This window comes from Saccharothrix carnea (assembly GCF_003014735.1).
Classification (GTDB): Bacteria; Actinomycetota; Actinomycetes; order Mycobacteriales; family Pseudonocardiaceae; genus Actinosynnema; species Actinosynnema carneum.
In genome coordinates, this window is record NZ_PYAX01000006.1 from 516,318 (window position 1) to 541,147 (window position 24,830).

The following is a 24,830-nucleotide window of genomic DNA, read 5'->3' on the forward strand; positions in this document are numbered from 1 at the left end:
CGGACAGCTACTTCTCCGTCACCTTGGGTGGCTCCGGCAGTTCGACGCCGGCCTGGCCGATGTTGCGCTCCAGCGCGGACCGCCACTCGCCGGAGCCGACCATCTTCTCGATGGCCGCGCTGACGTCCGACCGGCCCTCGGCGTCGTCCTTGGCCAGGCCGATGCCGTACCGCTCGGTGGTGAACGGCTCGCCGACGAGCTTGAGCAGCTCGGGGTTCTCGGCCACGTACCCGGCGAGGATGACCTCGTCGGTGGTGACCGCGTCGACGTTGCCGGCGAGCAGGGCGATGACGCAGTCGGAGTACTGGCCGTACTCGACCAGCTGCACGTCCTGGGCGAACTGCTCCTTCACCTTCTGCGCGGACGTCGAGCCGCTGACCGAGCACAGCTTCTTGCCGTTCAGCGTCTCGGGGCCGGTGATCTCCTCGTCGGTGAAGCGGACGAGCACGCCCTGGCCGGTCTCGAAGTACGGTCCGGCGAAGGACACCTGCTCCTTGCGCTTGTCGGTGATCGAGTAGGTGGCGACGACGAAGTCCACCTGGCCGGAGGCGATCAGCTTCTCGCGGTCGGCGGAACGGGCTTCGCGCCACGTGATGCCGTCCTCGTCGACGCCGAGCTGGGCGGCCACGTACTTGGCGACGTCCACGTCGAAGCCGACGTACTTGCCGTCGAGCCGGCGCTGGCCGAGGCCCGGTTGGTCGAACCGGATGCCGATGGTCAGCTCGCCGTCGTCGGCCTTGCCAGCGAGGGTGTCGTCGCTCGCGCCGCCGCACGCGGCGATCAGGGAGAGGGCCGTGACCAGCGCGGTCGCGGGCAGCAGTCGTCGGAACAGCATGCGGTGCGAACCTCTCGGGGTGCTCGGGAAGGCGGGCGCGGATCGACGCGCCGGACGTTGGCAATGCTAAGCAAACCGAGCGGTCCTCTTGATGCGATAAAGGTCGCAGTGGTCCATGCCACTACACCGTTCGGCCCAATCGGGGCTGTGAGTCCGGCGACTCGGCGTCAGGACGGCAGGAGCGCTCGCCTGGGCGCAACGCGCAGGCCAAGTCGCCGTATCGCCTTGTTCACGTGACCTTCGGGAACGCCCCAGCGGATCGGTGCGGGCACCAGCAGCGCGGCGGTGCGCACGGCGCGCAGGAGGGCCGTGGCGGCGGGTTCTGGGTAGGGGCGGTGGCCGTGCAGGGCGATGGCCCAGTCGGGCTGCACGGAGTAGGCGAGGTGGCCGAGGAGCGGTTCGTAGGCGTCCAGGCCGAGGCGCAGCACGCCGTCCACGGGCGGGCGGTGCAGGAACCGGTACACGACTTCGGAGTCCGCGGTGCGCTGGAGGTCGGGCAGCACGGCGGCGAAGTAGTGGGCCATCTCGGCGACGCTGCCGGGCACCTCGTGCTCGTGCAGGCCGACGAGGGCGGCGGTGCGGCGCTGTTCGGCGTAGTAGCGGTCGGCTTGGGCGTCGGTGAGGCGGTAGCCGGCGCGGCGCAGGACGGTGAGGAAGGAGTGCACCTCGGCGCAGTGCACCCACAGCAGCAGCTCGGGGTCGTCGATGCGGAAGCTCTTGCCGGTGGCGTCCTTGGCGCGGAGGGCGCGGTGCACGCCGCGGACGCGTGCGGCGGCGCGTTCGGCCTCTTCGGTGGAGCCGTAGCTGACCGTGCCGACGAAGTCCGCGGTGCGCAGGAGGCGGCCCAGCGGGTCCTGCCGGAAGTCGGAGTTCTGGATGATGGCGGCGACCGCGCGGGGGTGCAGGGACTGCAGGTAGAGGCTCGCGATGCCGGCGACCCACATGGCGGGGTCGGCGTGCAGCTGCCAGGTCACGGTTCCCGGTCCGAGCAACCCCTCGTCCACCACCCGATCGTGTCATGTCGTGGCGTGCGGCGTCACCCCTTCGACCTGCCGGAACGGGCTGGGGCGTAACGCCTTCCGCGGGATGAGCGATTCCACGTGACACCGTGGAGCCCTCGGAGCTGGTGTCGGGATGAGCAGTGGCAGGAGTGTCGCCTTCGCCGGCGTGGCGCTGTTGCTGGCGTCCGGCACGGTCGTGGCGTTGGCGCTCACCGCGGGCGAGCCGCGGCCGGTGGACGTGCGGCAGGTGCACCTGAGCCCGGTGGAGCCCGGGGTGCTCAGCGCGACGTACACGACCACGTTGGAGATCGCGCGGCCGACGACGGTGCCGGCGGTGGTACCCCCGCCCGCGCCGCGGCCCGTGCCGCCGGTCACGACCACCGTGACGGTCGTGCCGACCACGACTTCCGAGCCGCCCCCGTCGTCCAGCACGCCGGTGAGCACGACGTCCACGCGGCCGTCGTGGGGCCCGAACTGCGACCACTCGTACGTGACCGATGGCGCTTGCGTGCCGTGGCGGTTCCCGCGTGGGGTGACGCGGGAGTGCGAGTGGCTGCGTGACCAGGGCATCACGCGCATCGAGGTGGTCGGCTGGGACCGCCACCACCTGGACCGGGACCGCGACGGCATCGCCTGCGAACGCGCCGACTGACCGTGCGGGCCGTCCTGAGCGTTGAACTCGGGGGTCGTGGACGTAGGACACGCGGGGCATGAACGTACGACTCACGCGGGCTGGGTGTTGGACTCTCGCGAGAGTCGTACGTTCGGGGCGCGAGAGTCCAACGTTCGGGCAAGCCGAGTTCGACGCTCAGCGGTCGGCGAGGCGGTCCAGCGCGGTGCCCACGCGGTCGGTCAGCAGGGAGAGGGCGCCCACGGTGCGGGTGGTCGGGTCGTCGGTGGAGCCGCCCAGGGCCTGCGAGCGGACGAAGGCCGACTTCACCTCGGCCCAGCGGGCGGCTCGGGCCGGGGTGAGGGTGCCGCGCAGCTCGGCCAGCTTGAGCAGGTTCGCCTCGGCGCCCGAGGTGAGGGTCTGCGCCTCGCCCGCGTAGTGGTCGTCGATCACGGCGGCCAGCTCGGCGTCGTTCATCACCGGCACGACCTTCTCCGCCAGCTTGTTCATGTTCCGGTACGAGCCCTGGAGCTGGAACGGCGGCTCGACGCGCGAGGCGTCGGACTGGGCGGCCGAGGCGATGTAGGCCTGGTTGTTCGCCAGCACGACCTCCTGCACGCGCAGCAGCTTGCGCAGCACGGACAGCACCTGCTCCAGCTCCACCGCCGGGTACGGGTGCGCGAGCCGGTCGGCCCGCACGTCCTCGCCCCGCGCCATCCGCACCAGCAGTTCCACGTCGTTGCGGTCACGGGTGGACAGCGGCGCGAGCACCGGGTTCGAGGTGAGCGCGTTCTCGATGTAGCTCAGCGCGAACAGCTCCTCGCGCCCGGACAGCACGTCGCCCAGGTTCCACACGTCGGCGCGGTTGGCGAGCATGTCCGGGATCCGGAACCGCTTCCCGGACTCGGTGTACGGGTTGCCCGCCATGCACACCGCGAACCGCTTGCCGCGCAGGTCGTAGGTGCGCGTGCCGCCGTCCCAGACGCCTTCCATCCGCCGCTGCGCGTCGCACAACGAGATGAACTTCTGCAGCAGTTCGGGTGACGTGTGCTGGATGTCGTCCAGGTACAGCAGCACGTTGTTGCCCGCCTCCAGCGCGAACGAGATCTTCTCGACCTCCTGCCGCGCGGTGGCGTTCGGCGCGTCCGCCGGGTCGACCGACGTCACGTCGTGGCCCAGCGACGGGCCGTTGACCTTGACGAACACCAGGCCGAGCCGGTTGGCCACGTACTCCATCAACGTGGTCTTGCCGTAGCCGGGCGGCGAGATGAGCAGCAGCAGGCCCATCTGGTCGGTGCGCTTGGCGTCACCCGCCGCGCCGAGCTGCTTGGCCAGGTTGTCGCCGATCAGCGGCAGGTACACCTCGTCCAGCAGCCGGTTGCGCACGAACGCGCTCATCACCTTCGGCCGGTACTCGTCGAGCCGCAGCCGCGCCCGCTCGGCGGCCACGACCTCGTTGCGCCGCCGCTGGTAGGCCCGGTAGGCGGGCACGCGTTCCTCGCGGAACGCGCGGGTGCGGGTCAGCAGCTCGTCCAGCCGGAACGTCAGCGCCCGGTCGGTGATCCGCGGGTGCGTGCCGAGCAGGCCGTCGACGGTGGCCTCCAGCTGCGCCGACGACTCGTGCCGCGGCAGGTCGCGGCACAGCTCCAGCGCCACCGCCTCTGCCAGGTCGGGTTCGGCTCGTCCGCCCAGGAACGCCTCGTACCAGCCCTCCACCAACCGCCGCCGCACGGCGAGGTCGGCGACCGCCCGCAAGTCCTCGTCGAACTCCTTGCGCCCGCCCAACGCCCGGTGGAACGCGTCGACCAGAGCGCGCGCTCCGGCGCTCGTGGCGAACCCGAACGGCGCGCTGCACAGCTCCTCGAACAGGTACTCGCCCGCCAACGGGTCACCGGCCGCCGCGGACAGCTCCGCGCACAGCTCGTCGATCGCCGCGGTGTGCCCGAACGCCTCCCGCGCCCGCCCCAACGACACCGCACGCCGTTCGAACAGGGCCCGCGCGTCCTCGTCCGCCGAAGCCCAGAACAGCTGCGCCGCCGCCCGTGCCGAGGGCGGGTACCGCAGCACTCCCGCGCCCGCGTGCAGCCGCAGCACCACGTCCAGGATCCGGGCCGCGTCGTGGTCGTGCACGCCCCGCTCGTAGCCCTCGTCCAGCCGCGCCTCGGCCACCTGCCGCACCAGGTCGGCCAGCCGGTCCTCGGTGACGGCGGCGTGCAGCGCGTCCACCGGGTGCGTGGCCAGGATCGACGTGGCCAGGTGCTCGGCCCGGTACACGTCGGTCGTCTCCGACACCAGCAGCTGGTCCCAGAACGGCCTGGTGTCGGCGAACGCGGGGTCGCGCACGGGCGAGCGGAAGTCGGTGCCGGTGACGGCGAACGACAGCTCGCCGTCCTTGGGCACCAGGGTCAGGTCCATCGGCTGGGTGTTCACCGCGAACCGGTGCCTGCCGAGCTTGATCGTCTCGCCGTCGAACAGGTCCAGCCGGTCGCGCAGCGAGCGGCCCGCCTCCTGCCGCGCGGCCAGCACCCGGCCGTCCAGCTCCTCGGCCCGCACCTGGTCGCCGAGCCCGCGCAGCTCCTCGGCCACCGAACGGACCTTCGCCACCATCGGGTCGGTCGCGAAGTAGGTGTTGACCTCGTCCAACGTCGCCAGCGACGCCACCCGCCTGGTCACGCTCGCCAGGATCCGGTCGGCCGACGACGCCAGCCGGTCCGCGCGGCGGGCCCGCTCGTCCAGCAACGCCTGCTTGCGCGACGAGAACGCCTCGTAGACGTCGGTGCGCTTGGTGCCGAGCTGGGCGAGGAAGTCGTCGAACTCGCCGAACCGCGACTCCAGGTTCTCCAGCTGCAGCAGCAGCCGGCCGAGCTGCTCGTCACACCGCTGCGGCGTGTCCGCGACCGCCAGCGCGCCGGTGATCGCCTGGCCCAGCAGCGCGAACTCGGCGGCGAACTCGGCCCGGCCCTCGGTGGCCAGCAGGGCGCGCCTGCGACCGTCCACGGTGGCCCGGGCCCGGTTCAGCCCGCCGAGCACCTCGCCGATGCGCTCCAGGATCGACGTGCGCACGGTGGCGTCGGCGATGTCCAGCGAGCCGACGACCTCGGTCAGCACCTCCAGGCCGCGCTGCTGCTCGCCCAGTTCCTCGACCACCGGCCCGGCCTCGGCGACCGTGCCGATCGCGTCCGCCTTGGCCACCAGCTCCTCGACCTGCCCGTGGTAGCCGGCGAACGCGTCGTCACGGCGCAGGTGCTCGACCGCGCGCCGCGCCGTGCCGCCCAGCTCCTCGTCCAGCGACGACAACAGGGCGTCGATGCGCGCCACGTCGGCGTACCGCATCTCCTTCAACGTCACCAGGTGCCCCTGCGCCTGCCGCAGGTCGGCCAGCTGCCGCACCCACGCGTCGGCGGTCGTCGGCACCTCGCCGCGCACCCGGCGGACCAGCGACGCGATCCGCTCGTCGGCCTCGGCCACCGCCGTCGCCGCCTGGTCGGTCAGCGCCTGCACGGTCTCGAACTCGTCCAGCACCTGCTCGGCCGTCGCACGGACCTGCGTCAACGGGGCGCGCAGGTCCTCCAGCTCCGGCTCGCCCAGCCAGTGGTAGGCGTCGAACACCCTGGTGCACGAGGCGATCAGGTCCTCGAACACCGGCACGGACGGCGCCATCTCGCCGACCATCCGGGTCACCGACAAGCAGTCGGAGATGCCGCGCACCAGGTCGGCGTTCCCGACCCGCTCCAACGGCCCCGTGCCCACCGGCTGCGCGGCGGCGTAGGCGTCGGACAGGTACGGCGTCTGCCACACCTGCATCGGGTGCACGCGGGTCGGCTCGTCGCTCATCGCGCGGAACACGACCAGCGTGCCGTCGTCGAACAGCGAGTACCCGTGGCACGACAGCGGGTTCGCCACTTCCTTGCGGATCACGTTGTAGGGCAGCAGCAGCGACCGGCCGTCGCGGCGGGCGTGGAAGACGTACAGCACGTCCTCGCCGTTGGTGGAGCGGATGACCCGCTCGAACTCCAGCTCGTCCACCGGGGTGTCGAACGTCTTGCTGACGCCCGTGGCCAGGTAGTAGCCACCGGGGAAGATCAGGCCCTGGTCCTCGGGCAGCCGCTGGCACGCCTGGCCGATGCCGTCCAGCCGCACCACCGACCGGGTGCGGGTGTTGAACACCAGGTGCCGCCACGCGGTCTCGTTGTACGGGCGGATGCGCAGCAGGATCAGCGAGCCGACCCGCGCGTAGTGCACGTCGCCGTCCGCCAGCGACTGCAGCGGCTCGTCGACCGGCTCGGTGTAGACGCCCTCGCCGGTCTCGGTGTTGTTCTCCACCTTGATGGTGAGGTCGCCGTTGATCGTCTCGACGAAGACCTCGTCCTCGATCGAGATGTGCGGGTGCCGTCCCAGCACGTGGTGCTCGCGGCCCGTGACGACCCACTCGAAGTCGTGCGACGGCGGGAACACGTGGTCGCGCTCGCCCCGGTTGTCCAGGTACTTCACGCTGCCGTCCACGCCGACCTGCCAGCGCAGCACCCGGATGTCCTCGATCCGGGCACCTGTCTGGAACACGGCCAGCAGCCTGCCCTCCACCCGGCGCAGCTGGATCAGCCTGGTGTCCCGGTAGTACCGGTAGAGCTCGGCGAAGTCCTTCTCGAACCGCGGGTCGCGCAGCAGGCCGGGCAGCTCGTCGTCCGCCGCGTCCTCGAACCGGAACGCGTCGCCGTCACGCGTGAAGCGGTGCAGCGAGAACACGTCGTCGACCGTCGTCTCCGGCTTGAGGCCGATGAAGACGTTGTAGCCGAACAGCATCAGCCCGGCGACCTGGACCACGTCGCGCGGCACGCAGTTGTGCTCGGTGCGGATGCGCTCGGTGCCCAGCAGGGTCAGCTCGGCGCTGCCGAACGCCTCCAGGCGGCGCGCGTTGAGCGCTTCCGCCCGGCGGGCGAGCCCGGCCGCCTGCTCGGCCAGCCGGGCCCGCAGCACCTCGTAGGTGCCCGCCTCCAACGTCGCCCCCGCCGGCGCCGCTTCCACTGACGTGGTCACGACAGCGAGGCGACCGGCCGCTCGGCCACGCCCAGGCGCTGCGCGGCGGCCAGCAGCTCGCGCAGCTTGCCCTCGTCCGGGCCACCGGAGTTGATCAGCTGGAGCAGCAGCGCGGACACGGTCAGGTTCTTCACGTCACCGGTGCTGATCGAGCCGAGCAGCCTGCCGATGTCGTCGGTGAAGCTCGCCGACCCGTCCAGCCACGGCCCGGCCAGCGTCCGCGCCACGTCGGAGTGCTCGACGAACCCGTCGACCTGCTTGCCCATCGTGATGGCGCCGACGATCCGGTCGAAGAACATGCTGTCGCCGCCGACGATGTCGATGTCGGCCTTCTCCAGGCCCGCGGCCAGCACCAGCGCCTGCGACTCGGCCACCTGCCGCTGCACGTCGATCCCGGCCAGCCGGACCTCCTTGTCCGCCTCCAACCGCAGCCGGTACTCCTCGTGCTCGCGGGTGGCGCCGTCCAACGCGGCCATCGCGCCCGCCTTGTCCGCCAGACCCTCCGCCTCGCCCTTCAGCTTCTCGCGGATCGCCAGCGCGGCGACCAGCGCCTTCTCCTTCTCCACGACGGCCTCGGCGCGGCCGACCTTCTCGATCGCCTCCGCGTCCCGCTCCCGCACCTGCACGTCGGCCAGCCCGCTCGCCGCCGCCTCGGCCTGCTTGCCCTCGGCCAGCCGGATCATCGCGCGGGTGTCCAGCTCGGCGGCCTGCTGCCGCGCCTCGGCGAGCAGCAGCTCCTCGCGGGCCTTGAACTTCGCGGCCTGCTCGGCGGCCTCGGCCGCCTTGATGTCCTTGACCAGGCCCTCCTGCGCCTCGGCCTCGGCCCTGATCACCACGGTCTGGCGCTGCCGCTCGGCCTCCTCGACCGCGCGCAGCCGCTTGATGATCTCCTCCTGCTCGGCCACGGTCTTCTCCACCGCGATGCGCTCGCGCACCACCTCGGCGATCGACCGCTTCTCGGCTTCGAGCTCCTTGTCCGCGGAGATGCGGGACAGCTCGGTCTCCCGCTCCCGGCCGATGACCTCCAGCATCCGGTCCTTCTCGATGCGCTCGGTCTCGATCGCGATCACGCGTTCGCGGTTCTTCTCCGCCACCGCGATCTCGCGCGCCTTGTTCTCGGTCTGGATGCCCAGCTGCTCGTCCGTGCGGATGTGCGCGGTGTTGGCCTTGAGGCGTTCCTCGGCCTGCACCTTGGCGATCTCGGCTTCCTCGCGGGCGCGCATGGTCTCGACCTCGCGCTTCTGCTTGATCTCCGCGTCCGCCTGGCGGCGCTCCAGCTCCAGGATCGCCTCGCGCGCCTCGACGTTCTGGCGCGTGATCTCCTTCTCCTCGTGCCGGGTGAACTCGTTCGTGCGCACGTGCTCGATCGCGGTCAGCTCGGTGATCTTGCGGATGCCCTGCGCGTCGAGGATGTTCGACGGGTTGAGCTGCGCCATCGGCGTCTGCTCCAGGTAGTCGATCGCCGCGTCCTCCAGGCTGTAGCCGTTGAGGTCGGTGCCGATGACCTGGATGATCCGGTCGCGGAACTCGTCGCGCTTGGTGTAGAGGTCGATGAAGTCGAGCTGCTTGCCGACCGTCTTCAACGCCTCGGAGAACTTGGCGTTGAACAGCTCCTGCAACGTCTGCTCGTCGCTCGCGCGGGCCGTGCCGATCGCCTGGGCGACCTTGATGACGTCCTCGACGGTCTTGTTGACCCGCACGAAGAACGTGATCCGGATGTCGGCCCGGATGTTGTCCTGGCAGATCAGGCCCTCTTGCCCGGCGCGGCGGATCTCGATGGTCTTCACCGAGATGTCCATGATCTCCGCGCGGTGCAGCACCGGCAGCACCACGGCGCCGGTGAACGTGACGTCCACCTTGCGCACCTTGGAGATGATCAGCGCCTTGCCCTGGTCGATCTTGCGGAACAGGCGGCTGATCAGGATCAGCAAGCCGATGACGACGACCAGGACGACGGCGACGAGAATGCCGAACCCGGTGGTGATGACATCCATCAGTGGTCCCCCCGTGTGAGAGTCGGGCTGTGTCCGATGTCGAGGGACGCGACCCAGAAGAACTCGCCGTCCACGTCGTAGTCGAAGATCAGCGCGGTGGTGCCGGCGGTCAGCGGGTCGTCGCCCGGCTGCCGCACCTGGACGACGGCCGACGAGCCGTCCCCGGCGGTGACCTCCGCCTGGCCGAACGTCCGCGTCACGCGACCCGTGCGGATGACGCACGTGCGGCCGACGAAGTCCAGCCGCGACGCGGGCGGATCGGTCGGGAACAGCCGCTTCAGCGGCGTCATCACCACCCGGGTCAGCACCAGACCGACGACGAGCGCCCCGCCGAGCACGCCCGTGCCCGCGAGCACCGAAGGCGGGTCGAACACCACGACACCCGCCAGGGACGCGAACCAGGAGAAGGCGATCAGCAGGGAGATCCCGAGGGTCGCGGGCACACCGCCGACGTCCAGCTCGACCCAGTCCGCGTCCGCCGCGCCGAAGGCGACCAGCAGCCAGTAGGCCACCACGATCACCAGCAGGACGCTCAGCACCGCGACCGGGAAACCCAGCGCCGCCGCGAAGAACTCCCCCATGTACCCCCCTTTCGCAGGACCCTAACTCGATTTCGGCGGGAACCTGAGGGGAATGACGCAACGCGGTCGGACCACCCCGATCAGTGCACGAGCAGACCGGACACCCGCGTCAGCGGGTTGCCCGCGTAGCTCACCACAGCGCCATCGGCGAACGGCATGGACCGGATGCTCATGCCCGCGAACCCCTGGTCGGTCACGAACCAGCCCCACGTCGTCAGCCACGGCCGGTCGTCGCCCGGCACGACGTCGGGCGTGGGCCGCACGCGTTCCTGCACCACGTACGGCTGCTTCACCACGTCGTCCAGCATCTCCACCCAGTCCCGGTCGGTCATGAGCCAGCCGGGGTGCACGCCCGCGCCCGCGAACCCGCCCGCCGCCTTGACGATCAGGTTCTCCCGGTCCGCGCGCAGCCGGTCGCGCGGCACGTCCCGCACGGAACGGGTCCACGGCACCAGCCGGTCCACCAACGCCTTCTCGTCGTCGTCGAGCACCTCGCGGTGCTCGGACAGCAGCGCGATGGTCGACTTGCTGCCGTAGTAGTAGCTCGACAGCGGTGTGTAGAGCTCGGTCTTGTGGCCCTTGGCCAAGGTCTCGGCGTGGCTGACGGCCTGCGTCGCGGAGAAGTACCGGACCACCACGTCCAGCTTCGTGCCGTGCAGGTACAGGTAACCGTCGCGGGTGGTCAGCTCGTGGAGCTCGCCGAGCAGCACGTCCACGCCCAGCCGCGCGCAGGTCTCCCGGAAGCTCGCGAAACCCTTGGCGAACCTGGTCAGCATCCCGCCCTCTTCGAGGAACGCGATGGTGCGGTCACGGCCCACGGCGTCGAGCAGCTTCTCGACCGGGTGGAAGTAGCCCAGGCCGTGCTCGCGCACGAACGGCTGGAACCCGGGGTCGGAGTGGATGACGCGGGACAGCTCGCCCAGGTCCGGGCCGCCGAGCTGCGAACCCGCGTTGACCTCCAGCAGGCGGAAGTCGTCGCCGACCCGGTAGATGTCCGCGCGGCCGTGCATCGGCGGTCGGTCGGAGCCCATGATCGCGGCTTCCTCCGGCGGGATGCCGAGGGCTTCGGCGAACCGGGTGAAGCTGCCGCCGAACATCTTGCGGGGTAAGGAGAAGAGCAGCTCGAAGAAGTCCAGCACGTCGGCCGCGACGTCGTGCGCGGTGTACTCGTCGAGGAAGAACGGGCGGTCGACCAGCCGGTGGCCGTAGGCGGCGCGCAGGGCCGGTGGCAGGTCGAGCCGTCCCATCACCCCGTGCAGGCTCTCGTCGTCCAGGTACGCCTGCGTCACGTGGTCGGTCACCGTCGCCGCTCCTCCGGGTCGTGGGTCGGCGCACATGATGGCGGAGCGGTCAACCGGCGAGCATCCCCCGAAGCACCGTGCGGACGGCCGCCGCCGGGTCGAAGCGGGGGCTCGGGTTGGCCAGCTGGTTGGCCAGCAGGCCGTCGATCACGGCCAGGAGCAGGGCCAGGTCGGCGGGCGGGTCGGCCGAGCCGAGGTCCGCGATCAGCGGTACGGCCCAGCTCGCGATCTCGCGGTGGGCGCGGTCGACGTCACCGCGCAGTTCGGGGCGCTGGGCCACTTCGACGAACAGCGCGTGGCGGGCGAGCGTGAGGACCCGGTCCTCGGCCAGCCCCTCGACCAGCGCGCCGACCGCGCGGGCGAACGCTTCGGGGGTCGTGACGTCACCGGACAGGCCGCCCCACAGCGCGGTCTCGTGGTCGAGGAGGCGGCCGAGGACGGCGCTGACCAGGGCGTCGCGGGTGCGGAAGTGGTTGGACGTGGAGCCCTGCGGCAGGCCGGCCTCGGTGTCGACGGCGCGGTGGGTGAGCTGCCGCGGGCCGCCCGTGCCGAGGACCCGGATCGCGGCGTCGAGCACCTGCTGTTGCCTGGTCATCAACCGTGACACTACACCCGTAGTCGTGCTCACTACAGCTGTAGTACGTTGGCCGCCATGGGATTTCGACGGGCAGCGGTGATCGGTGGCGGTGTCGGCGGCCTGGCCGCGGCGATCGGGTTGCGGCGGCACGGGTGGGAGGTGGACGTCTTCGAGCGCTCGGCCGCGCTGCCGGAGGTGGGGACCGGGCTGGGGATCTGGCCGGACGCCCTGTCCGCGCTGGACCGGTTGGGGCTCGGTGACGCGGCCCGGCGGGTCGGGCGGCGGCAGGCGGACGGGCTGGTGCGCAAGCCGGACGGGACGGTGATCGGGACCATCGCGGCGGGTTCGGTGCACCTGCTCACGCGGCCGGCGTTGCTCGGGGTGCTCGCGGGCGCGCTGCCGGGCGGGGTGGTCCGGTTCGGCACGGCGGCGGGCCTGGCGGACTGCGCCGGGTACGACCTGGTCGTGGGCGCGGACGGGATCCACAGCGCGGTGCGCGGCGAGCTGTTCGACGCGCCGGTCCGCCGTTCGGGAGCGATCGGGTGGCGCGGGACCGTGGACCTCCCCGTCGACACCGGCGGCGAGACGTGGGGCCGCGGCGGCAAGTTCGGCCTCACGCCGCAGGCTGACGGGCGCACCAACTGGTACGCGATGGGTTCGGACCTCGGGCAGTTCGCCGACTGGCACGACCCGATCCCGCGCGTGCTCGCCGCGGCCACCGACGTGCTGCGGCACGAGCTGCTGTACGTGCCGCCGTTGCCGTCGTACGTCTCGGGGCGGGTGGTGTTGCTCGGCGACGCGGCGCACGCCATGACACCGGACCTCGGGCAGGGCGCGTGCCAGGCGATCATCGACGGGGTGGTGCTGGCGGAGTGCCTGACCGGTGACGTCGACGCGGGGCTGCGGCGGTACGACTCGGCGCGGCGCCGGGTGACGCGACGGCTGGCGGCGGGGTCGTTGTGGCTCAACCGGCTGGCCCGGATGCGCCGGTTCACCGGTGTGCGCGACGCGGGTCTGCGGGTGGCGCTGGCGTTGGCGCCGAAGTCGCCGTGGAGCGCGGACCTGGAGCGCGACGAGCTGGCGGGCTAGGACGGGGCTACGACTGGGGCAGCTTCACCGTCTTGCGGGTGCGCGGCGCGGAGGGCGGCGGCACGACCGGGCCGATGTCGCCGTCCGGTGCCTCGTCCAGGTCGACGATCACGGGTGCGTGGTCGCTCGGCCCGGTGCCCTTGCGCGCGTGCCGGTCGACCCACGCCGCCCGCACCCGTGCCGCCACCGGCGTGGACGCCAGCACCAGGTCGATGCGCATGCCGAGGTCCTGGTGGAACATCCCGGCCCGGTAGTCCCAGTAGGTGAAGACCCGCTCGTCCGGCCACCGGTCGCGGACCACGTCGTGCAGCCCGACCGCCTGCAGCGCCGCCAACGCCTCCCGTTCGGGCGCGGTCACGTGCGTGTGGCCGACGTAGGCCGCCGGGTCGAACACGTCGGCGTCGGCGGGCGCGATGTTGACGTCACCGCACACCACGGCGTCCTCCGGACCGGCCGCCACCACGTCCCGCAACGCAGCCAGCCAGGCCAGCTTGTAGTGGTAGTGGTCGGAGTCCGGCGTGCGCCCGTTGGGCACGTAGACGGAGTGCACCCGCACCCCACCGCACGTCGCCGCCACCGCCCGCGCTTCGGGCTCCGGGAACCCGGGCCCGTCCGCGAGCCCGTCCACCACGTCGTCCAACCCGACCCGGGACAGGATGGCGACGCCGTTCCACCGGCCCTCCCCGTGCACCGCCACCTCGTACCCGCGGCCGGACAGCTCCTCGCCGAGGAGCGCCGTGAACGCGTCGTCCGCGAGTTTCGTCTCCTGCAGGCAGACCACATCGGGCCGCCGCTGGTCGAGCCACGGCAAGAACCGGGGCACCCGCTGCTTGACCGAGTTCACGTTCCAAGTAGCCACCCGCACACACCCACGGTAGTCCGAACACCCACCCCCGACGCCCACCAACCCTCTGACCAGCACTGCGACCCTCCCACCGGGACAAGACGTGACACCACCCACACCACCGCCCCGACCACCCCGCTCACCGACCGCCCCGGTCTCGGTAAGCTGTCGGTCAAGGGCTGCTAGCTCAATTGGCAGAGCAGGAGACTTTTAATCTTCGGGTTCAGGGTTCGAGTCCCTGGCGGCCCACCAAACTACCTGGTCAAGCGGTTGGGCCAGGGTTCAGCGAAGTCGAATCCCCATTTACCCCTCACTTACGGTGATGACAGCCCCGAGCGCGTCCGCCGCCGCACGTCCCGGTGACCGGCGACCCATGTAGACGTCTTGGGTCATCGACGGTCGGGAGTGACCGAGCAGGTCGGCGATCTGCCTCGCCGTCAGACCTGCCTCGTCGAGCAGCGTCGCGACCGTCCTCCGAAAGGTTCGGAAAGTCACCCATTCGTAGCCCGCTCGAGCGATGAACGGCTTCCATGCGCGATTGCGGACGTTGGTTGCTTCACGGATCGTCCCGGTCGGGCTGGGGAAGATCGGGCCGTCGAGGTTCAGTGCCTTCGAGCGCCTTTCCACGAGCATCGCGACGCACCAATCGGGGAGCGGAATCGGTCGCTCGCGCGCTGGACCAGCTCCGCAACGAAGGGCTGGTCATCTCCCGGCAGGGCGAGGGCACCATCGTGGTGAAGAAGCCCGAAGCCCATGCGGGGGACGACGTGCCCTCACCGCATGAGCTTCGGCAGATGTTCGACCGCATCAACTCGGTCCTGGACGACCTCAGCCAGCGCGTCGCCGCTGTCGAGGCTGAGGTTTTCGGGACCACGCAAGACGAGCCTCGACCCGACTCAACCGATCACTGAGTTCTTCCAGGCGCACCAGGAGTTCGGAGGCTTGGGCGTGGAGATCCCGCCAGTCCTCCGCCGTCCAGTCGTCCTCTTCAGACACCACGCCCCCTTGCCGTTCCCGCCGAACCCCGGACCTCCGCCGCTACGCCGAGCAGGCAGCCACCTCCGCTGTCTCCAGACGTTCGCCGATGTCGGGCAACCAGACCAGTCGCGCCCTCAGTTGGTGGCGCCTGCTGCTGAACAGGTGCAAGGCGTTCTCGGGCTTTCCCAGACTCATGCGGGAGTGGTCATCCACTGCGAAAACCTCCGCACGGTCTTCGAATGCAAAGCCCCATGCGGCGACCCACGCGTCCACGCGTTCACCGAACTCCTGCACCACGGCGAACACTCGCGGCGGGGCCGTCGTCACCATCGTGTCCAGCAGCCCCGAGAACTCCACTTCACCGCACAACGGCTTCAAGTCCTCGACCTCGTTCACTGGCCGACCTCCCCGTCCTCACGCTTCAAAGCCGTCAGCGCGTTCACCTCGTCGGGAGTCGTGTTCACCAGGGCGCTCAAGTGCTCGAAGTCGAGCGGTGCGAGCTTGGTGAGCGCTTCGCAGCGGTCGGCGAACTGCGTGGCCGACTGGGCCAGCTCACGCGCGAAGCTGATCGCCAGCTGCGCACCGCCCTCACGCCCGGCGATCTGCACCGTCAGCCGCGCGTCACCGGACGTGATCACCAGGGACGGATGTCCCTGTGCCCGTTCCACCAACGCCGACTCGGCGTCCTCCTCCGGCTGGAGGAGCAAGTACATCCCCATCGGTTCGACCTCCATGTACACCTGGGACTTACTCGACCAGATTCACGCGGAAGGAAGACCGATCCCATACCAATGGCTGATCAGATATCGGCGTCACCACTAACCGCAGGTCAGCACGGTAATCACCGAGTTACACTCAGAAGTAGGCACAGCTCGACCGGGGGTGAACGGCCACGTGACCACGTCCAAGCGACGCTGCCGCACGTGTGACACCTTGCTGGCCAGTGACAACCGGGGCGAACACTGTGGCCGCTGCACCGCGGCTTCTACACTCCGCGCCCCGACACTGCCGCCGGAGTTCTGGGCCAAGCCCACCCTCCGCGAGGCATTCGAGTCACGCAACATCGGCCAGGTCTTCCGCGCCTACCGCCAGGCACAGAACCCGACCGTCCCCCAAGCCACCCTCGCCGCCTGGCTCGAACTCACCCAAGGCCGCGTCAGCGAAGTCGAACGCTCCCGCCGCCCGGTCACCGACCTCGAACGCCTCGAACGCTGGTGCGACGCCCTCCACGTCCCGCGCCACCTCCGCTGGTTCGACGGCACCGCGCGGGAAGTCCACGACGTCCGCAACCTGTACGCGAGCCGCACCGTCGACCCGAGCCCGGCCTACTCACCCCACCAGTCATGGGCACCGGTCGACCAACCACCACCCCAGCCCGCTCAAGAGCTGGACATCGTGCAAGTAGGCATCCCACGCCTACGCCGCGCGCTCGACATCCTCGATCTACCCGACGACGGCCCCACCCGAAGCCTCCCCGAGCTGGCCGCCGACGTCGCCCGCATGAACGAACACCGCCTCGAAGCCCGCTACGGCGAACTCGTCCGCCACCTACCGGCCCTGATCGGCGAACTGGCCCGAGCCCGCCAACTCCTCGACCCAGCCGACCGCCGCCATGTCGCGTCCCTGCTGACCCTGGCCCTACGCGCCGCCGACGGCGTGGCCTACAAGTACCGCTACTTCGACCTGTCGGCCCGTCTCATCGACCTCATGCGCACGACCGCGAACGAGTCTGACAATGCACTCCTACCCGCCGCAGTGGCCTACGTGCGCACCGAAACGTTCTTCGCCAGCGGCGACCTCCACACCGCCGCCCGCGCCCTCGACCACGCCGCGGACCAACTCCCCACCCGCGACCTGAAACAGGCACCCACCGCAGCCGCCTTCGGTGCACTCCACATGCGAGCCGCAGTCGTCGCCGCCCGAGCAGGCAAAGCCGACATCGCCGCCGACCACCTACTCACCGCCCGCTATGCCGCCCACGCCGCGCCCGAGGGCATCTACCACGGCACCGCCTTCGGCCCCGCATCGCTGCGCATCCACGAGCTGGCCGTTGCCGCCGAACTACGCGACGCAGCAGGCATCCAACGAGCCTCCACCTGGCACCCGCCCGCCGAACTACCCGCCGAACGCCGCTCGCACTACTACATCGACCTGGCCCGAGCCCAACTCGACCTCGGCCGCCACGAAGACGCCTACCTGTGCCTGCAAGTCGCCCGCCAAGCCGCACCCGAACACGTCCGCGCACACCCACAGGTCCGCCAAGCCCTATCCGTGCTGCTGCGCACCCACCCGTCACTCAGCTCCGGCCTACTCGACCTGGCCGCCTGGGCGGGCGCTCGCTGAGCGGCTACGTCAGCCGTTCGCCAGCAGCTCCGGCAGGTCGTGCAGAGAGTCGATCACCCAATCGGCATCCCGACGCACCAACGGGTCATCCGCCCACAGGTACCCCCACGGCCCACGCCGGATCAACGCCGTACGCAACCCAGCCGCCTTCGCCGCCACAACATCGTTGTCCCGGTGATCACCGACGTAGAGCACATCACCAGCCGCAGCCACGGGCGTCATCTCCACCACCCGCTCGAAGAACTCCGCCGCAGGCTTGGCCACGCCCCACTCGCCAGACGTCGCCAACCCATCCACCGGCAACTTCAACCCACGCAGCAACTCAGCCGCCCGAGCAGTCTGGTTCCCCGCAACCCCAACCCACACCCCAAGCTCCCGCAACCGCGTCAACCCCGCTCGCACATCCGGGTACAGATCGCCCTCCTCGATGCGCTCCCCAACCCCAGCCTCCTCCCGCAACCGCCGCTCCCGAGCCACATCAAACCCAGGCCGGAAGTACTGGAACGTCTCCGCGTTATCCCGCCCCGCCGCAGTCACCGCCCCCAGCACCGTCGAGAACGTATGCCGAGAGACTCCAACCCAGTCCGCCCAAGCACCCCACTCCCGTGAGTCGTCCAACAACGTCTCACCAACGTCAAACATCACCGCCGTTACCATGACATACCCCAGATAACTTTGCGACTCAATCCGAATATTATCAACTTCGAATGTACCAACACTCGAACTATTGCCGCCAAGATCGACCGCCAACCGTAGGATTAAGCCGCCTAATGAACCAATCCGCCACTTCTTTTGAAATTTTCACCAGGTCGATCGCACGCCGACTGTTCAGACCTTCATTAAGCCCGTGCGCGATTTGATTTCGACGCCCGACCAAAAGATGAAGTTCCGCTTTTATGTGACCATCGTCCGCATTGATGAATTCTTCAAACTCGTCCTTCCAAGTCTGATCGAATCGACCGAGAAGAGCAGTCAAGTTCTCAGGGGAAGGGTTTCTGCTTCTAGCCATCCATGACAAAGAGAAGCTAAGAGATGTGCCGCCTGCGTGTTCATGCAGGAATCCTATTGATGTTTCGTGAACAACTTGCTCTAGGTATCCGCAAGCACGAACCACCAAAAAACGAGTTAGCCACATTTGCTCATCGTCGTTACGTTCCGAGGGATCCTTGACCGCTTCCACAAGCGCATCAAGACTTCTTTCAAGGCTCGCGAGCGCGAAAGGAGGCCAAGCTGATGCCTTCATGCATCCGCCATGAGTGCACGACTTGCACGATCCAGGCGGTCTCGAACGTTCTCCTCTCGAGCGGTCGCACGAGAGATAGCCGGAATCAACTTGTCATCTGTCGCGAGTTCGTCGAGTGCCCTACGAATGATGTCAGGGTCATCTGACATACCGGAGCCCAAGCGTCGCATTGTGGCAACGAAGACTGCTTCGAGCAGAGCGACGTTAACCCGAGTCGGCCGACGAAGCATAGGGCGAGCACCTGCATTAAAAAGCGCATACGCCGACTTCTCAAATAGAAGCGCCAGAGCCGCACCGTCCAACTTTGAAAGTTCGCGGTGATCCCCAAGAAAGTCATTGAGGAACTTCTTTAGAGGCGTATGATATTCGGCCGCCCGTGAGTACAGCGCAATAATTCTGAGCACAAGTTCATGGTCTCGAACCCTGGGCGACTTAGGGCCATATAGAACTCGCCATGGTTCAAGATCATTCAATCGGGTCAAAAGATTGACCAGCGCACCTGGGTAAAGCGCGATTCGGATTTCATGTGGAGTGAGCTGAGTCCCACCCGAGTTTAGGCGCTCGAAGACTTGATAGACAGCCTCTAGCGACTCTTTTGTACCATCAGTACGTACGATTGTAGCTGTAATGAAAGTGTTGTCCAGGGTTCGCCGTTGTTCGGGGTTCAATGATTTATAGGTAAGCCCTTTAAACTGCTTGGCAACATTATCGAGAACAAATTCAACCTTGTTATGAATTCCATTGTAAAACGCTTCAAGCGTCTTCAGGCGCTGCTGGCCATCGAGTACCAGGTAACGCTTGTCCGCTTGCTGTACCAGCATAATCCCCGGAATTGGATATCCGAGCAAAAGCGATTCAATGAAACGGTCCATTTGAGGACGTCGCCATACAAAACTACGCTGAAATGCCTCGACCTCCAGACTCGCGTCACCGTGTCCGAAGTTAGGAATTACTATGTCGCCCCGGGAAAGTCGACGAACTAGACCTTCCGCGTCGAAATCTGCGCCAGAATAAGTAACTCCTTCGACCTCGGCCTCTGCCTCATCGAGTTCTTCCACCTCTTCGTTGGTCAGAAGAGTAGGTTCTTGCTCGTCAAGCAAATTTTGCCCTGATGCAATGCCATCTTGACGTGACTCCATGGATCACAATCTACCTTGTGACGGCGCATCCCACTACAACGCAGGTGTTCAGACTTTCTTCTCTTGTTCAAGGCGGCCCCCTGCGGGGGCCGCTGGCCGTTCGTGTCCTTTGAGCCGTTGTGGGACAGCCTCCGGCGATGTCCTTGGTCGCGCCCAAGTGGGCCTGGCGGCCCACGGGCGCGACACGCGAGGCACCGGAGGCTGTCCCACAACGGCGGGAGGTCACGGCCAGCGGCCCCCGCAGGGATCCGCGAGTTACAGATTGCTTCGCATAGTTCGGCGAGCTGTCGCCTCCTCCGACCTCAGCTCACACCCGGCTGAGATGCAGAGGGCATGGGACGAGCGCCGAGTGGTCAATTAGGCCGGGTGGTCTTGGCGCTCAGCTGCCGCGCCTGTGGACAGCTCAACGCCTTGACGGCGTCGACCAGCCCACAGGCTTGCCGACGTGCATACGGGTTCCGAGTGCAGTCGATGTCGCACCAAGTCGAAAGTCTTCGCACTATTCAGCGACTACGTCGACGGATGGGCCAACTCCACCACTTTCTTTGTCGAGCGGCGTGACGCTCGATCGACAACGCGAGGCTGGCAAGGGTGTCGGGGTGGTCGGGGCCTAGAACGCGGGTGCGGGTGGTGAGCGTGGTGCGGTGAAGATGCTCAGCTTCCTCGTAGCGGCCGAGGCTGTTCAGCACGTTGGCGAGATTATTCTGACTGGCGAGGGTGCCGGGGTGGTCGGAGCCTAGAACGCGAGTGTAACTGTCAAGGCTGGTGCGGTGGAGATGCTCGGCTTCTTCGTAGCGGCCGAGGTTTTTCAGCACGAGGGCGAGATTGTTCTGACTGTCGAGGGTGTCGGGGTGGTCGGGGCCTAGAACGCGGGTGCGGGTGGTGAGCGTGGTGCGGTGAAAATACCCGGCATCCTCGTAGCGGCCGAGGCTGTCCAGCACGTTGGCTAGATTGTTCTGACTGCTAAGCGCATGGGGGTGGTCGAGGCCTAGAACGCGTGTGAAAATAGTGAGCGTGGTGCGGTGAAGATGCTCAGCTTCCTCGTAGCGGCCGAGGCTGTCCAGCACGAGGGCGAGATTGTTCTGACTGGTTAGGGTGTTGGGGTGGTCGGGGCCTAGAACGCGGGTTCGAGTGGTGAGCGTGGTGCGGTGGAGATGCTCGGCTTCCTCGTAGCGGCCGAGGTTTTTCAGCACGTTGGCGAGATTGTTCTGGCCGGCGAGGGTAACAGGGTGGTCGGGGCCTAGAACGCGGGTGAGAATGGTGAGCGTGGTGCGGTGAAGATGCTCAGCTTCCTCGTAGCGGCCGAGGCTGTTCAGCACGAGGGCGAGATTGTTCTGACTGTCGAGGGTGTTGGGGTGGTCGGGGCCTAGAACGCGGGTGGAAATAGTGAGCGTGGTCCGGTGGAGATGCTCAGCTGCCTCGTAGCGGCCGAGGCTGTCCAGCACGAGCGCGAGACTGTTCTGACTGGTTAGGGTGTCGGGGTGGTCGGGACCAAATCGGATTGATTCGGCATCAAGCACGTGCCTACGCAGAGTGATCGCTGTCGTGTCCAAGTTGGCTCGTTCCAACTCGTCCGCGACGTTGTCGATGGCATTGCGCAGTCGGGTGAAGCTGTCGTCGTTGTGGATGTCCGTGAGTAAGAGCAGATGCGGTGCCAGTAGGCGGGTTGCCGGCCAGGCTGCCCGTCCCTGCGCCGTCCACGATTCGGCCGATTCGATCAGGTGGCTCTCGATCGTGTCGCGCCACCCGGTGATGTCGCTGTCGCGGACAACCAGCATCGTGCTGGCTTCCCGGACGAGGGGATGCAGCGTCACCGATCCGATCTCGGAGACGCTGTCAGGCGGGGGCGTGTCGACCAGGCCATAGCGTTCTAGACCTGCCAGAGCCGAATCGATCGTGGCAGTACCTACCGCGGTGTCGGTGGCGGTGTCCGGGATCAAGCTCGGGGTGATCAGGGTGCGCGGGATTGGGGCGTCGGCCAGCAACGCCAAGGCCCGCAGCAGCGGCCTTGCCAGTGGCGCCCCTTCTGCGGCGAGTTGATCCAGGGACAATTCCCAGGTGTGCCCGACCAGCGTCCGGGCCGCCTCGGGGTCGGTCGCGTCCGGTGACATCAGTACCCGAGACGTGTCGTCGTCCAGCGCCTCGAGGTACGCGTTAAACCGGCGCAGGCGTGCGGTCGGTTGAGCCACCGCCTTGCCCGCCGCGTGCAGCGCCAACGGCAGACCGCCCAGTCTCGTCGCCAGCCGCTCCGCATCCTCATGGCTGCCGCCGCCGGGTGCCAGGTCGAGCAGTACCTGGGCACCTTCGGCGGGGGACAGCGGTTCCAGCCGTACCATCACCGCGCCGCGGCCCCACGTGTCAGGGGACCGGTCTCGACTGGTCAACAACAGCAGCCCTGCGCCGCCAGGTCTGATCCAGCCTCGGTGCTCGCCGACCGGCCCTTCAATACCCAGGCCCTCGGGTCGGTCGGCATTGTCGATCACGAGCACCCAACCCGGCGTCCGTTCCAGATAACCCCATACAAGATCGACCAGACTGCCGCCGGACTGCTGAACCGCGCCGGCCTCGCCTTCCGGCAACCCCAGCGTGATCGCGACCTGGACCATCTGCGCGGCCAGCAACTCCTCACCGGACCGGCCCTCCGACGACCCCTCACCACGCCACCGAATCCAGAACACCGGACGACCACGCTGGGCGGCTTCCTCGGCCACACGTACCGCCAACGCCGTCTTACCCATGCCCCCTGAACCACACACCACCACGAAACGACCCGCCGGAGCGTCCAGCACCGACCGGATGTCCTCCAGCGTCCGATCCCTCCCACGCAACGCTGACGCCGAGGACGTCGGAGGCCTCAACGTCCGGGGAGTGGCCGGAAAATGGGGCCTTACCAGCGGTAACGAGAGCGGTTCGGGCTTCTCGCGGGTGAGTACGACCTGCGCCAGGATCGAGGTCACTACAATCAGCGCGAAGACCAGCCACACCCTGGTCTGATCCTGGAACCAGGTAGGCACCTCATCGGTGACGTAGTTGGTCACCACGCCGATCATCGCGGCCAGCAGAGCGAACACGACGAGGTTGACGTTGCGCCGACGTGGTGTCACAGCGCCACTATCTGCCCAGCACCGGCCACGCCTCCACCAGCCACGCCCAGATCGAGCACACATCGATACCGACAGCACGCACGAAGTCCGATAAGTGCGGACAGGCTGGCGGGCCGATCGTTATGGGTCCGGCAGCGAGATCGACTCCCCCGATTACCCCCGACTAACGATGGCAGAGGACCGCGTCGTTCGGTCCACAGTGGTGGTTCGCGTTTGAAAATCTTGCTGGTAGTGGCGGGTATGGGAAGGTATTGAGAGACAACGGGCGGGCAAGATCCAGAACCTTCGGGTTCAGGGTTCGAGTCCCTGGCGGCCCACCATTTCGATTCCGGCTGCCCGGAAATCAAATGGCCGCGCCAACTCCACCGGAACGGGTGATCGAGGTGGCGGGTGGGGGTGGTGGGCGATAAGCAGGTGGCATGCACCTTGCTGTGGCACTCGCGCTCGTGGCCTCGTTCACGTCCGTGTCCGGGGAACTGACCAGTTACGACGCACGCGTGCCGGCCGGTGCGCGGGCGGAGGTGGTGGCTGGGGCCGTGGACGGCGGCACGGTGGTGTTGTTGCGCACCAGTGGCCTGCTGCCGAACCGCGAGTACGGCGCGCACGCGCACGTGAACCCCTGCGGGCCCGCGCCGGCTGATGCCGGGCCGCACTACCAGCACGTCCAGGGCGGGGCGACGGATCCCGCGTTCGCCAACCCGCGCAACGAGATCTGGCTGGACTTCACCACCGATGAGCACGGACGCGGTTCGGCGATGACGCGGGTGCCGTGGGAGTTCGGGGAACGGCGTGCCGGGTCGATCGTGCTGCACGAGGAGCACACGCACACCGAACCCGGTCAGGCCGGCACGGCGGGCGCCCGCGTCGGCTGCCTCACCGTGCCGTTCTGACCTGGCCGGACACCGGAATTGTCGTACCCCGCCGGCATCCTGCCCAGATGACCGCGACCATCGACCTCCGGCCGTGGTCCGAGGGTGATCTCGGGCTGCTGCGGCAGCTGAACGCGCCGGAGCTGAAGGAGCACCTCGGCGGACCGGAGTCGGAGGAGCAGGTCGTCGACCGGCACCGGCGCTACCTCGTGCTCGGCGACGGCCGGATGTTCCGGGTCGAGGTCGACGGCGTGCCCGCGGGCAGCGTCGGGTACTGGGAGCGGCAGTGGCGGGGCGAGGTGGTGTGGGAGGTCGGGTGGGGCGTGCTGCCGGGGTTCCAGGGGCGCGGGGTGGCCTCGGCGGCGGCGCGGGCCGCGGTGGAGGCCGCCGGTGCGGAGGGGACGCACCGGTCGGCGCACGCGTTCCCGTCGGTGGACCACCCGGCGTCCAACGCCGTGTGCCGCAAGGCCGGTTTCACCCTGCTCGGCGAAGCCGACTTCGAGTACCCGCCGGGCCGCTGGATGAGGTGCCACGACTGGGCGGTGGTGATCCAGCGGGCTTGACCTCCAGCACGGACGAGGTCGCAGGATCGGGCATCGACGGACGGGGGTGCGCGGTGCTCGCCAAGTGGGTCACGTGCGACGTGCCGGCAGGAGCGCGGGACGCGTTCGGCGCGGCCCAGGCGCGGTGGACGGCCGTCGCCGACCAGCCCGGACTGATCGGGCAGGTCGGCGGCTGGGACCCGCGGACGGGGCGCGCGCACGTGCTGGCGCTGTGGGCGGACGCCGACAGCCACCGGGTGTTCCTGCGCGACCGGCACGACGCGCTGGCCGACGCGAGCGGCTACCGCGGGATCGAGGTCGCGCTGGGTGAGAGCGTGCTCACCCTGCCCGGCACGGCGGCGACCGTGGCCGAGGCGATGGACGGCCCGGTGCTGCGGGTCGCGGACTGCCACCTCGCCGAGGGTGCGGAGGAGCACTTCGCGGACGTCCAACGCCGGGTGTGGGCACCGGCGATGGAGGCGGCCGGCGTGCTCGGCGGCCTGGTCGCGAGCCTGACCCCCGACCGCCACCTCGTCGCCACGTTCTGGCCCGACACCGCCACCCACCGCCGTTACGTCGAGCAGGTACCCGACCTGCGCACCCGCGCCGCCGTGACCACCGACCTCACCGCCATGACCGGCCACGTCCTGGCGCTGGAGCCGTCGTGGCGTGTCCGCCCGCACCGCGTGAGCACCGACATCCGCCGTGTGGCACCCACCACTACCAGGGCTGGGTGACAATGGACG

Annotated in this window: 22 protein-coding genes and 1 tRNA gene; 8 read left to right on the plus strand and 15 right to left on the minus strand. The window is 68.6% G+C overall.

The features are described from left to right. Nucleotides 1–7: 7 nt before the first annotated feature. Nucleotides 8–835 carry a glutamate ABC transporter substrate-binding protein gene (locus B0I31_RS20680; protein ID WP_106616975.1) on the minus strand — a complete coding sequence of 276 codons (828 nt, stop codon included), beginning with the start codon at nt 833–835 and terminating at the stop codon, nt 8–10. 167 nt (nt 836–1,002) lie between these two features. Next, entirely contained in the window at nt 1,003–1,839 is an 837-nt protein-coding gene (locus tag B0I31_RS20685) for an oxygenase MpaB family protein (RefSeq protein WP_106617078.1), read from the minus strand. A 130-nt stretch (nt 1,840–1,969) separates the two neighbouring features. Between B0I31_RS20685 and B0I31_RS20690 the strand changes: the two genes are divergently transcribed. Continuing rightward, a complete protein-coding gene (locus B0I31_RS20690; RefSeq protein WP_106616976.1) occupies nt 1,970–2,488 on the plus strand; it encodes an excalibur calcium-binding domain-containing protein in 519 nt (172 codons plus the stop codon). A gap of 156 nt (nt 2,489–2,644) precedes the next feature. On the opposite strand, the gene B0I31_RS20695 is transcribed toward B0I31_RS20690, so the two are convergent. From B0I31_RS20695 to B0I31_RS20715, 5 genes are all read right to left on the minus strand, one after another. Next, complete coding sequence (locus B0I31_RS20695) at nt 2,645–7,480, minus strand: DNA repair ATPase (protein ID WP_106616977.1); 4,836 nt, start codon at nt 7,478–7,480, stop codon at nt 2,645–2,647. Beyond that, nucleotides 7,477–9,474: an SPFH domain-containing protein gene (locus B0I31_RS20700; protein ID WP_106616978.1), complete on the minus strand. Its 1,998-nt coding sequence runs from the start codon at nt 9,472–9,474 to the stop codon at nt 7,477–7,479. Before B0I31_RS20700 ends, B0I31_RS20695 begins: the two co-directional genes overlap by 4 nt. After that, nucleotides 9,474–10,055, minus strand: coding sequence for a hypothetical protein (locus B0I31_RS20705; protein ID WP_106616979.1), 582 nt, complete (start codon nt 10,053–10,055; stop codon nt 9,474–9,476). Before B0I31_RS20705 ends, B0I31_RS20700 begins: the two co-directional genes overlap by 1 nt. Before the next feature lie 80 nt (nt 10,056–10,135). After that, entirely contained in the window at nt 10,136–11,356 is a 1,221-nt protein-coding gene (locus B0I31_RS20710) for a hypothetical protein (protein WP_106616980.1), read from the minus strand. 49 nt (nt 11,357–11,405) lie between these two features. Next, nucleotides 11,406–11,951 (minus strand): TetR/AcrR family transcriptional regulator, encoded by a 546-nt coding sequence (locus B0I31_RS20715; protein ID WP_219910747.1) that lies wholly within the window; start codon nt 11,949–11,951, stop codon nt 11,406–11,408. A gap of 57 nt (nt 11,952–12,008) precedes the next feature. On the opposite strand from B0I31_RS20715, the gene B0I31_RS20720 reads away from it, so the two are divergent. Further along, nucleotides 12,009–13,022, plus strand: a complete 1,014-nt coding sequence (locus B0I31_RS20720) for an FAD-dependent monooxygenase (protein WP_106616981.1) — start codon at nt 12,009–12,011, stop codon at nt 13,020–13,022. A 7-nt stretch (nt 13,023–13,029) separates the two neighbouring features. Here B0I31_RS20720 and B0I31_RS20725 read toward each other — a convergent pair whose 3' ends face one another. After that, nucleotides 13,030–13,887: an exodeoxyribonuclease III gene (locus B0I31_RS20725; protein ID WP_106616982.1), complete on the minus strand. Its 858-nt coding sequence runs from the start codon at nt 13,885–13,887 to the stop codon at nt 13,030–13,032. Between the two features lie 155 nt (nt 13,888–14,042). Between B0I31_RS20725 and B0I31_RS20730 the strand changes: the two genes are divergently transcribed. Beyond that, nucleotides 14,043–14,118: transfer RNA gene (locus B0I31_RS20730), tRNA-Lys, on the plus strand. Between the two features lie 51 nt (nt 14,119–14,169). Here B0I31_RS20730 and B0I31_RS20735 read toward each other — a convergent pair. Continuing rightward, a complete protein-coding gene (locus tag B0I31_RS20735; protein WP_106616983.1) occupies nt 14,170–14,499 on the minus strand; it encodes a tyrosine-type recombinase/integrase in 330 nt (109 codons plus the stop codon). 98 nt (nt 14,500–14,597) lie between these two features. On the opposite strand from B0I31_RS20735, the gene B0I31_RS20740 reads away from it, so the two are divergent. Beyond that, on the plus strand, nt 14,598–14,777 hold the full coding sequence (locus tag B0I31_RS20740; protein ID WP_245950122.1) for a hypothetical protein: 180 nt from the start codon (nt 14,598–14,600) through the stop codon (nt 14,775–14,777). 127 nt (nt 14,778–14,904) lie between these two features. Here B0I31_RS20740 and B0I31_RS20745 read toward each other — a convergent pair whose 3' ends face one another. Both B0I31_RS20745 and B0I31_RS20750 read right to left on the minus strand, forming a co-directional pair. After that, complete coding sequence (locus B0I31_RS20745; protein WP_245950124.1) at nt 14,905–15,240, minus strand: hypothetical protein; 336 nt, start codon at nt 15,238–15,240, stop codon at nt 14,905–14,907. After that, entirely contained in the window at nt 15,237–15,563 is a 327-nt protein-coding gene (locus B0I31_RS20750) for a hypothetical protein (protein WP_106617081.1), read from the minus strand. Before B0I31_RS20750 ends, B0I31_RS20745 begins: the two co-directional genes overlap by 4 nt. A gap of 175 nt (nt 15,564–15,738) precedes the next feature. On the opposite strand from B0I31_RS20750, the gene B0I31_RS20760 reads away from it, so the two are divergent. Continuing rightward, on the plus strand, nt 15,739–17,187 hold the full coding sequence (locus B0I31_RS20760) for a helix-turn-helix domain-containing protein (RefSeq protein ID WP_146173898.1): 1,449 nt from the start codon (nt 15,739–15,741) through the stop codon (nt 17,185–17,187). 9 nt (nt 17,188–17,196) lie between these two features. On the opposite strand, the gene B0I31_RS20765 is transcribed toward B0I31_RS20760, so the two are convergent. From B0I31_RS20765 to fxsT, 4 genes are all read right to left on the minus strand, one after another. After that, nucleotides 17,197–17,844 carry an HAD family hydrolase gene (locus B0I31_RS20765; protein ID WP_106616986.1) on the minus strand — a complete coding sequence of 216 codons (648 nt, stop codon included), beginning with the start codon at nt 17,842–17,844 and terminating at the stop codon, nt 17,197–17,199. A 67-nt stretch (nt 17,845–17,911) separates the two neighbouring features. Continuing rightward, nucleotides 17,912–18,430: a HEPN domain-containing protein gene (locus B0I31_RS40045; protein WP_146173899.1), complete on the minus strand. Its 519-nt coding sequence runs from the start codon at nt 18,428–18,430 to the stop codon at nt 17,912–17,914. Then, nucleotides 18,427–19,569, minus strand: a complete 1,143-nt coding sequence (locus tag B0I31_RS20770) for a DUF262 domain-containing protein (RefSeq protein ID WP_106616987.1) — start codon at nt 19,567–19,569, stop codon at nt 18,427–18,429. The genes B0I31_RS40045 and B0I31_RS20770 overlap by 4 nt, the downstream gene beginning before the upstream one ends. 503 nt (nt 19,570–20,072) lie before the next feature. Beyond that, nucleotides 20,073–22,673 (minus strand): FxSxx-COOH system tetratricopeptide repeat protein, encoded by a 2,601-nt coding sequence (gene fxsT / locus B0I31_RS20775; protein ID WP_181320256.1) that lies wholly within the window; start codon nt 22,671–22,673, stop codon nt 20,073–20,075. A 419-nt stretch (nt 22,674–23,092) separates the two neighbouring features. Between fxsT and B0I31_RS20780 the strand changes: the two genes are divergently transcribed. From B0I31_RS20780 to B0I31_RS20790, 3 genes are read left to right on the plus strand one after another with little or no spacing between them, the layout of a single operon-like run. Then, nucleotides 23,093–23,563 carry a superoxide dismutase gene (locus B0I31_RS20780; RefSeq protein ID WP_106616989.1) on the plus strand — a complete coding sequence of 157 codons (471 nt, stop codon included), beginning with the start codon at nt 23,093–23,095 and terminating at the stop codon, nt 23,561–23,563. Between the two features lie 47 nt (nt 23,564–23,610). Further along, complete coding sequence (locus B0I31_RS20785) at nt 23,611–24,105, plus strand: GNAT family N-acetyltransferase (RefSeq protein ID WP_106616990.1); 495 nt, start codon at nt 23,611–23,613, stop codon at nt 24,103–24,105. Beyond that, on the plus strand, nt 24,102–24,821 hold the full coding sequence (locus B0I31_RS20790) for a DUF4937 domain-containing protein (protein WP_181320257.1): 720 nt from the start codon (nt 24,102–24,104) through the stop codon (nt 24,819–24,821). Before B0I31_RS20785 ends, B0I31_RS20790 begins: the two co-directional genes overlap by 4 nt. The last annotated feature ends 9 nt before the right edge of the window (nt 24,822–24,830 follow it).